We start from the raw sequence: 5889 nt of genomic DNA, 5'->3' as shown, positions 1-5889 counted from the left end.
GCCGGCGAGGGCGAGGCTCGACAGCGCGAGCGCGCTGAGCGCGGGGGCGGCGACGCTGCCGGCCACCGGCACGAGGGCCGGGGCCTGGCCGCCGATGCGGAGGGTCGACCAGTCCTGCGACCAGCCGAGGAAGGTGGCGGCGCTCGTCGCGAGGACCAGCAGGAGGGCGAGGGACTTCGTGCGGCGGGTGACGCGCATCAGCGCACGCGCCGCATGGCCTCGGCCACGGCCACGGCGCGCAGCGGAGCCGCCGCCTTGTTCTGCGACTCGAGGTACTCGGCGTCGGGGTCGGAGTCGGCGACCATGCCGCCGCCGGCCTGCACGTGCGCGACGCCGTCGACGATGGTGGCCGTGCGGATCGCGATGGCGAGGTCGGCGTCTCCCGCGAAGTCGAAGTAGCCGACCACTCCCCCGTAGACGCCGCGCTGGGCGGGCTCGAGCTCGTCGATGATCTGCAGGGCGCGCGGCTTCGGCGCGCCCGAGAGCGTGCCGGCCGGGAAGGTGGCGCGGAACACGTCGATGCTCGAGACGCCGGGCCGGAGCGTGCCCTCGACGGAGCTCACCAGGTGCATGATGTGGCTGAACCGCTCGACGCGCATGAACTCGGTGACCTCGACGGATCCCGGGGCGCACGCCTTCAGCATGTCGTTGCGCGCGAGGTCCACCAGCATGAGGTGCTCGGCGCGCTCCTTCGGGTCGGCGAGGAGCGACTCCTCGTGGGCGACGTCCTCCTCCACGGTCGCGCCGCGCGGACGGGATCCCGCGATGGGGTGCATGTAGACGTGGTCGTCGGTGACGGTGACGAGCGCCTCGGGCGACGAACCCACGATCGAGTAGGGCTTCCCGTCCGCGTCCTCGAGCGTGAGCAGGTACATGTACGGGCTGGGGTTGAGCACGCGCAGGATGCGGTAGACGTCGAGCGGGTCGGCCGTGGTGGGCTGGTCGAAGCGCTGCGAGACGACGACCTGGAACACGTCGCCCTCGTGGATGTGGTGCTTGCTGCGCGCGATGGCCTCGTGGAAGTCGGCGGGCTCCGTGCGGAGCGTCGGCGACGGCTGGGCCTGCAGGTCGACCTCGGCGAGGAAGGTCTCCGACGGGCGGGCGAGGTCGGCCTGCATGCGGTCGAGGCGCGCCTGCGCGTCCGCCCACATGGCGTCCTGGTCGTCGACGCCGTCGTTGAGGGCGGTCGCGACGAGCGTGACGGTGCCGCGGCGGTGATCCAGCACCGCGAGCTCGGAGACGAAGCTGAGCGCCTGGCCGGGCACGGGGACCTCGGCCGGCGGACGGTCGGGCAGGCGCTCGATCTGGCGCACGGCCTCCCAGCCGATGAAGCCGACGAGTCCGCCCGTGAGCGGCGGCAGGCCGGGGATCCGCGGCGTCTCCCAGCGGGCGTAGAGCGCGGCGAGGGCTGCGAGCGGGCCGTCGGGCGCGTCGTCGCCGAGGGCGCGGCGCGCGTCCATGCCGTAGTCGAGCCAGCGCGCGGAGTCGCCCTGCTGGGTGAGGACGCCGAAGGACGAGACGCCCACGAAGGAGAAGCGCGTCCAGATGCCGCCCTGGCCCGCGGACTCGAGGAGGAAGGTGCCGGGTCGGCCGGCGGTGAGCTTGCGGTGCACGCCCACCGGGGTCTCGCCGTCCGCGAAGACCTCGCGGAGGACGGGGATCACCCGGTGGTCCGCGGCGAGGGCCTCGAAGCCCTCGCGCGTGGTGGTGCCGGGTGCGGGGACGGACGGCGCGGCAGGGCGCGGGGTCTCGCTCATTCGATGGGCCCTTCGTCGGCGGCGGGGCGCGCTCCCGTGACGGGGTGGAGGTGATCCGCGTCGAAGCAGGTGCGCGTGCCCGTGTGGCAGGCCACTCCTACCTGGTCGACCTGGACGAGGACCGTGTCGCCGTCGCAGTCGAGCGCCGCGTCGCGCACGTACTGGCCGTGACCGGACGTGTCGCCCTTCCGCCAGTACTCGCTCCGGGAGCGGGACCAGAAGGTGACGCGGCCCGTGGTGAGCGTGCGGCGCAGGGCCTCGCGGTCCATGTAGCCGAGCATGAGGACCTCGCGCGTGTCGTGCTGCTGGATCACGGCGGGCAGGAGCCCGTCGTCGGCGAAGGCCGCGCGCGCGAGGATGCCCTCGACGTCGGGGGCCGTGGTCTCGGATGACGCGGGGAAGCCGTCGGTCATCGCCGCACCACCTGACCGGCGTCCGCGAGGGCGCCCTTGACGTCGCCGATCGTGAACCGGCGGGAGTGGAAGACGCTCGCCGCGAGCACGGCGTCGGCGCCGGCCTCGATCGCGGGCGCGAAGTGCTCGAGCTCGCCCGCGCCGCCCGAGGCGATGACGGGGACGCGGCTCGCGGCCCGCATCGCGGACACGAGCTCGAGGTCGAAGCCGTCGCGCGTGCCGTCCGCGTCGATCGAGTTGACCAGCAGCTCGCCCGCGCCGCGCTCGACCGCCTCGCGCGCCCAGGCGATCGCGTCGATGGTCGTGCGGGTGCGGCCGCCGTGCGTGGTGACGATGAAGCCGGACTCGGTGTCGCCGCGCGTCACGTCGAGCGAGAGCACGCACACCTGGGCGCCGAACCGGTCGGCGATCTCGCCCACGAGGTCCGGACGGGCGATGGCCGCGCTGTTCACGCCGATCTTGTCGGCGCCGCTCGCGAGGAGGCGCGCCACGTCGTCGGCGCTGCGCACTCCCCCGCCGACCGTGAGCGGGATGAAGACCTGCTCGGCGGTCGCGCTCACGACGTCGTACATGGTCGAGCGGTCCTCGACCGTCGCCGTGACGTCGAGGAAGGTCAGCTCGTCGGCGCCCTGCTCGTAGTAGAGGCGGGCGAGCTCGACGGGATCGCCCGCGTCCTGCAGGTCGAGGAAGTTGACGCCCTTGACGACGCGGCCCGCGGCCACGTCGAGGCACGGGATGACGCGGACGGCGAGCTGCGCCGCGGGCTCGGAGGGCACGGTGGCGGGCACGGTCAGATCCGGGCGGCGTGGATGGGGCTGACCAGGATGGCGCGCGCGCCGACCTCGTGCAGGCGGTCCATGATCTGGTTCGTGTCGTCGCGCGGCACCATCGAGCGCACGGCGACCCAGGCGGGATCCTGCAGCGGCGAGATGGTGGGCGACTCGATGCCGGGCGTGATGGCGGTCGCGGCGTCGAGCAGCTCGAGCGGCACGTCGTAGTCCATGAGCACGTAGCGGCGGGCGACGAGCACGCCCTCGAGGCGGCGGAGCAGCGTGGCCGCGCCCGGCTTCTCCTCGGCCCCGGAGATGAGGACGGCGGTCGAGCGGAGGATCACGGGGCCGAAGATCTCGAGCCCGGCCTTCCGCAGCGTGGTGCCGGTCTCCACCACGTCGGCGATCGCGTCGGCGACGCCGAGCTGGATGGCGGACTCGACAGCGCCGTCGAGGCGGATGAGCTGCGCCTCGACGCCGTGCTCGCGGAGGAAGCCGCCGACGAGGACGGGGTAGCTGGTCGCGATGCGGACGCCCGCGAGGTCCTCGAGCTCGGCATAGCGGCCGACGGGGCCGGCGAACCGGAACGTGGATCCCGCGAAGCCGAGCTCCGCGGTCTCCGACGCGTCGGACGCGGAGTCGATGAGGAGGTCGCGGCCGGTGATGCCGACGTCGAGCGCACCGGATCCGACGTAGGTCGCGATGTCGCGGGGGCGGAGGTAGAAGAACTCGACGTCGTTGCGCGCGTCGAGGACGTAGAGCTCCTTGGGGTCGCGACGGCCGGCGTACCCGGCCTCGGCGAGCATCTGGGCGGCGGTCTCGGCGAGCGAGCCCTTGTTGGGCACGGCGACACGGAGCATGGGGATCACTTCTTCCGGTGGAGGGGACGACTCAGGCGACGTGGGGCGCGTCACAGATGTCGGCCGACGTCCTCCAGGGTGAGGCCGCGCGCGATCATCATGACCTGCACGTGGTACAGCAGCTGCGAAATCTCCTCGGCGGCGCGGTCGTCGGACTCGTGCTCGGCCGCCATCCAGACCTCGGCGGCCTCCTCGACGACCTTCTTGCCGATCGCGTGCACGCCGCCGTCGAGCTCGCGGACGGTGCCGGACCCCTCGGGCCGCTCGGCGGCGATGCGGGTGAGCTCGCCGAACAGGTCATCGAAGGTCTTCACGGGATCCAGGGTACAGCCGCGGGAGCGGCCCCCTGCACGACGACGGGAGGCCGGGAGCTCGATGCTCCCGGCCTCCCGGTGGTGGTGCTGGTGGTGCGGCGCGCCCGTTGCTAGCCGACGCCCTGCAGGTCGATCACGAAGATCAGCGTGCGGCCGGAGAGGCGGTGGCCGCCGCCCGCGGGGCCGTAGGCCAGCTCAGGCGGCACGACGAGCTGTCGGCGTCCGCCGACCTTCATGCCGGGGATGCCCTGCTGCCAGCCGGCGATGAGGCTCGTGAGGGGGAAGCGCACGGACTGGCCGCGGCTCCAGGAGGAGTCGAACTCCTCGCCGGACTCGAAGTCGACGCCGAGGTAGTGGACGTCGACCGTGTCGCCGGGCTGGGCCTCGGGGCCGTCGCCCACGGTGACGTCGGAGATGGTGAGCTCTGCGGGGGCCGGGCCGTCGACGGGCTCGACCTCGGGCTTGGTGATGTCGGTCATGGATCCAGTCAAGCAGATCCCCCCGGCGTCGCGGTCAGTGCGCGTGGGTGTGCGCCTCGGCGGCCCGGCGGAGCTCGGCGATGGAGGCCTCGGGGTCGCCGCCGCGGAAGACGCCGGATCCGGAGACGAACGTGTCGGCGCCCGCCTCGGCCGCGCGGCCGATGGTCTCGACGTCGATGCCGCCGTCCACCTGGAGCCACACGTCGTGGCCGGACTCGCGGAGGCGGGAGCGCAGGGCCCTGAGCTTCGGCATGGTCTCGGGCATGAAGGACTGGCCGCCGAAGCCGGGCTCGACCGTCATCACGAGCACCTGGTCGAACTCGTGCAGGAGGTCGAGGTAGTCGTCGACGGGGGTGCCGGGCTTGAGGGCGATGCCCGCGCGCGCGCCGATCTCCCGCAGTCGCCGCGCGAGCGCGACCGGCTCGCGCGTGGCCTCGGCGTGGAAGGTGACGCTCGCGGCGCCCGCCTCCGCGTAGCCGGGGGCCCAGCGGTCGACGTCGTCGATCATCAGGTGGATGTCGAGCGGCACGGGCGTGACCTGCTGCAGGCGCTCCACCATCGGCAGGCCGAACGTGAGGTTCGGGACGAAGTGGTTGTCCATGATGTCGACGTGCACGAGGTCGGCGGTGGCGAGGCGCTGGATCTCGCGCTCCAGGTTCGCGAAGTCGGCGGACAGGATGCTCGGTTCGATGCGGACGGGCATGCTCCCGACCCTACCGGCGGGTCAGCAGGGCGATGAACATCGCGTCCGTGCCGTGCCGGTGCGGCCAGAGCTGCACGCTGGATCCGCGGGTCGCGGCGTCGGGGTCGGCGTCCGGCAGCTCGAGGTCGCCGTCGGCCACCTCCTGCAGCACCGCGCCCGTGTCGAGCGCCGTGACGTCGGCGTGGCGCTGGAGCGCGGCCTGCACGATGGCGCGGGTCTCGGCGAGGTGCGGCGAGCACGTGACGTAGGCGAGGATGCCGCCGGGTGCCAGCGCGCCGATGGCGGCGTCGATGAGGCCCGCCTGCAGGGCGCCGAGGCCCGCGACGTCGCGCGGGGTCTTCCGCCAGCGCGCCTCGGGACGGCGGCGGAGGGCGCCGAGGCCGCTGCACGGCGCGTCGAGGAGGATCCGGTCGAACTCCCCCGGGTGGCTCTCCCCCACGGTCGTGCCGTCGAGCTCCCACACCTCGGTGTCGCCGGGGACGGCGCGGAGGGCGTCGCGGACGAGGCCGGCCCGCGCGGGGACGAGCTCGTTGGCGGTGAGGAGGGCGCCGGAGCGTCCGGCCTCGGCGGCGAGCAGCGCGGCCTTGCCGCCG

General features: G+C 73.6%; 8 protein-coding genes and 1 pseudogene. All 9 read right to left on the bottom strand.

The features are described 5' to 3' along the window. Nucleotides 1-198 (bottom strand): annotated as a pseudogene (locus DZG00_RS11340) (Trp biosynthesis-associated membrane protein); the annotation flags it as partial. Continuing rightward, nucleotides 198-1757: an anthranilate synthase component I gene (locus tag DZG00_RS11335; RefSeq protein ID WP_119382304.1), complete on the bottom strand. Its 1560-nt coding sequence runs from the start codon at nucleotides 1755-1757 to the stop codon at nucleotides 198-200. The pseudogene DZG00_RS11340 and the gene DZG00_RS11335, both read right to left, overlap by 1 nt. Continuing rightward, entirely contained in the window at nucleotides 1754-2170 is a 417-nt protein-coding gene (hisI, locus tag DZG00_RS11330; protein ID WP_119382305.1) for a phosphoribosyl-AMP cyclohydrolase, read from the bottom strand. The genes DZG00_RS11335 and hisI overlap by 4 nt, the downstream gene beginning before the upstream one ends. Beyond that, nucleotides 2167-2958, bottom strand: coding sequence for an imidazole glycerol phosphate synthase subunit HisF (gene hisF / locus DZG00_RS11325; RefSeq protein ID WP_119382306.1), 792 nt, complete (start codon nucleotides 2956-2958; stop codon nucleotides 2167-2169). The genes hisI and hisF overlap by 4 nt, the downstream gene beginning before the upstream one ends. 2 nt (nucleotides 2959-2960) lie before the next feature. After that, nucleotides 2961-3800 carry an ATP phosphoribosyltransferase gene (gene hisG, locus DZG00_RS11320; protein ID WP_119382309.1) on the bottom strand — a complete coding sequence of 280 codons (840 nt, stop codon included), beginning with the start codon at nucleotides 3798-3800 and terminating at the stop codon, nucleotides 2961-2963. Nucleotides 3801-3850: 50 nt separating this feature from the next. Then, nucleotides 3851-4114 (bottom strand): phosphoribosyl-ATP diphosphatase, encoded by a 264-nt coding sequence (locus DZG00_RS11315; RefSeq protein WP_012038459.1) that lies wholly within the window; start codon nucleotides 4112-4114, stop codon nucleotides 3851-3853. A gap of 110 nt (nucleotides 4115-4224) precedes the next feature. Continuing rightward, complete coding sequence (locus DZG00_RS11310; protein WP_119382307.1) at nucleotides 4225-4593, bottom strand: FKBP-type peptidyl-prolyl cis-trans isomerase; 369 nt, start codon at nucleotides 4591-4593, stop codon at nucleotides 4225-4227. Nucleotides 4594-4627: 34 nt separating this feature from the next. Then, nucleotides 4628-5296, bottom strand: coding sequence for a ribulose-phosphate 3-epimerase (gene rpe, locus DZG00_RS11305; RefSeq protein ID WP_119382308.1), 669 nt, complete (start codon nucleotides 5294-5296; stop codon nucleotides 4628-4630). Between the two features lie 10 nt (nucleotides 5297-5306). Next, on the bottom strand, nucleotides 5307-5889 hold a 583-nt coding region (locus DZG00_RS11300; protein WP_304650937.1), incomplete at its 5' end, for an RsmB/NOP family class I SAM-dependent RNA methyltransferase.

The sequence above is a fragment of the Clavibacter lycopersici genome (assembly GCF_003576405.1).
In the GTDB taxonomy this organism is placed as follows: Bacteria; Actinomycetota; Actinomycetes; order Actinomycetales; family Microbacteriaceae; genus Clavibacter; species Clavibacter lycopersici.
Note: the sequence above shows the minus strand (reverse complement) of the source record. Positions and strands in the feature narration are given on the sequence as shown.

Coding starts and splice junctions, on each gene's coding strand:
- DZG00_RS11310 (WP_119382307.1), bottom strand. CDS start 4,593: ATGACCGACATCACCAAGCCCGAGGTCGAGCCCGTCGACGGCCCGGCC.
- hisG (WP_119382309.1), bottom strand. CDS start 3,800: ATGCTCCGTGTCGCCGTGCCCAACAAGGGCTCGCTCGCCGAGACCGCC.
- DZG00_RS11335 (WP_119382304.1), bottom strand. CDS start 1,757: ATGAGCGAGACCCCGCGCCCTGCCGCGCCGTCCGTCCCCGCACCCGGC.
- rpe (WP_119382308.1), bottom strand. CDS start 5,296: ATGCCCGTCCGCATCGAACCGAGCATCCTGTCCGCCGACTTCGCGAAC.
- hisI (WP_119382305.1), bottom strand. CDS start 2,170: ATGACCGACGGCTTCCCCGCGTCATCCGAGACCACGGCCCCCGACGTC.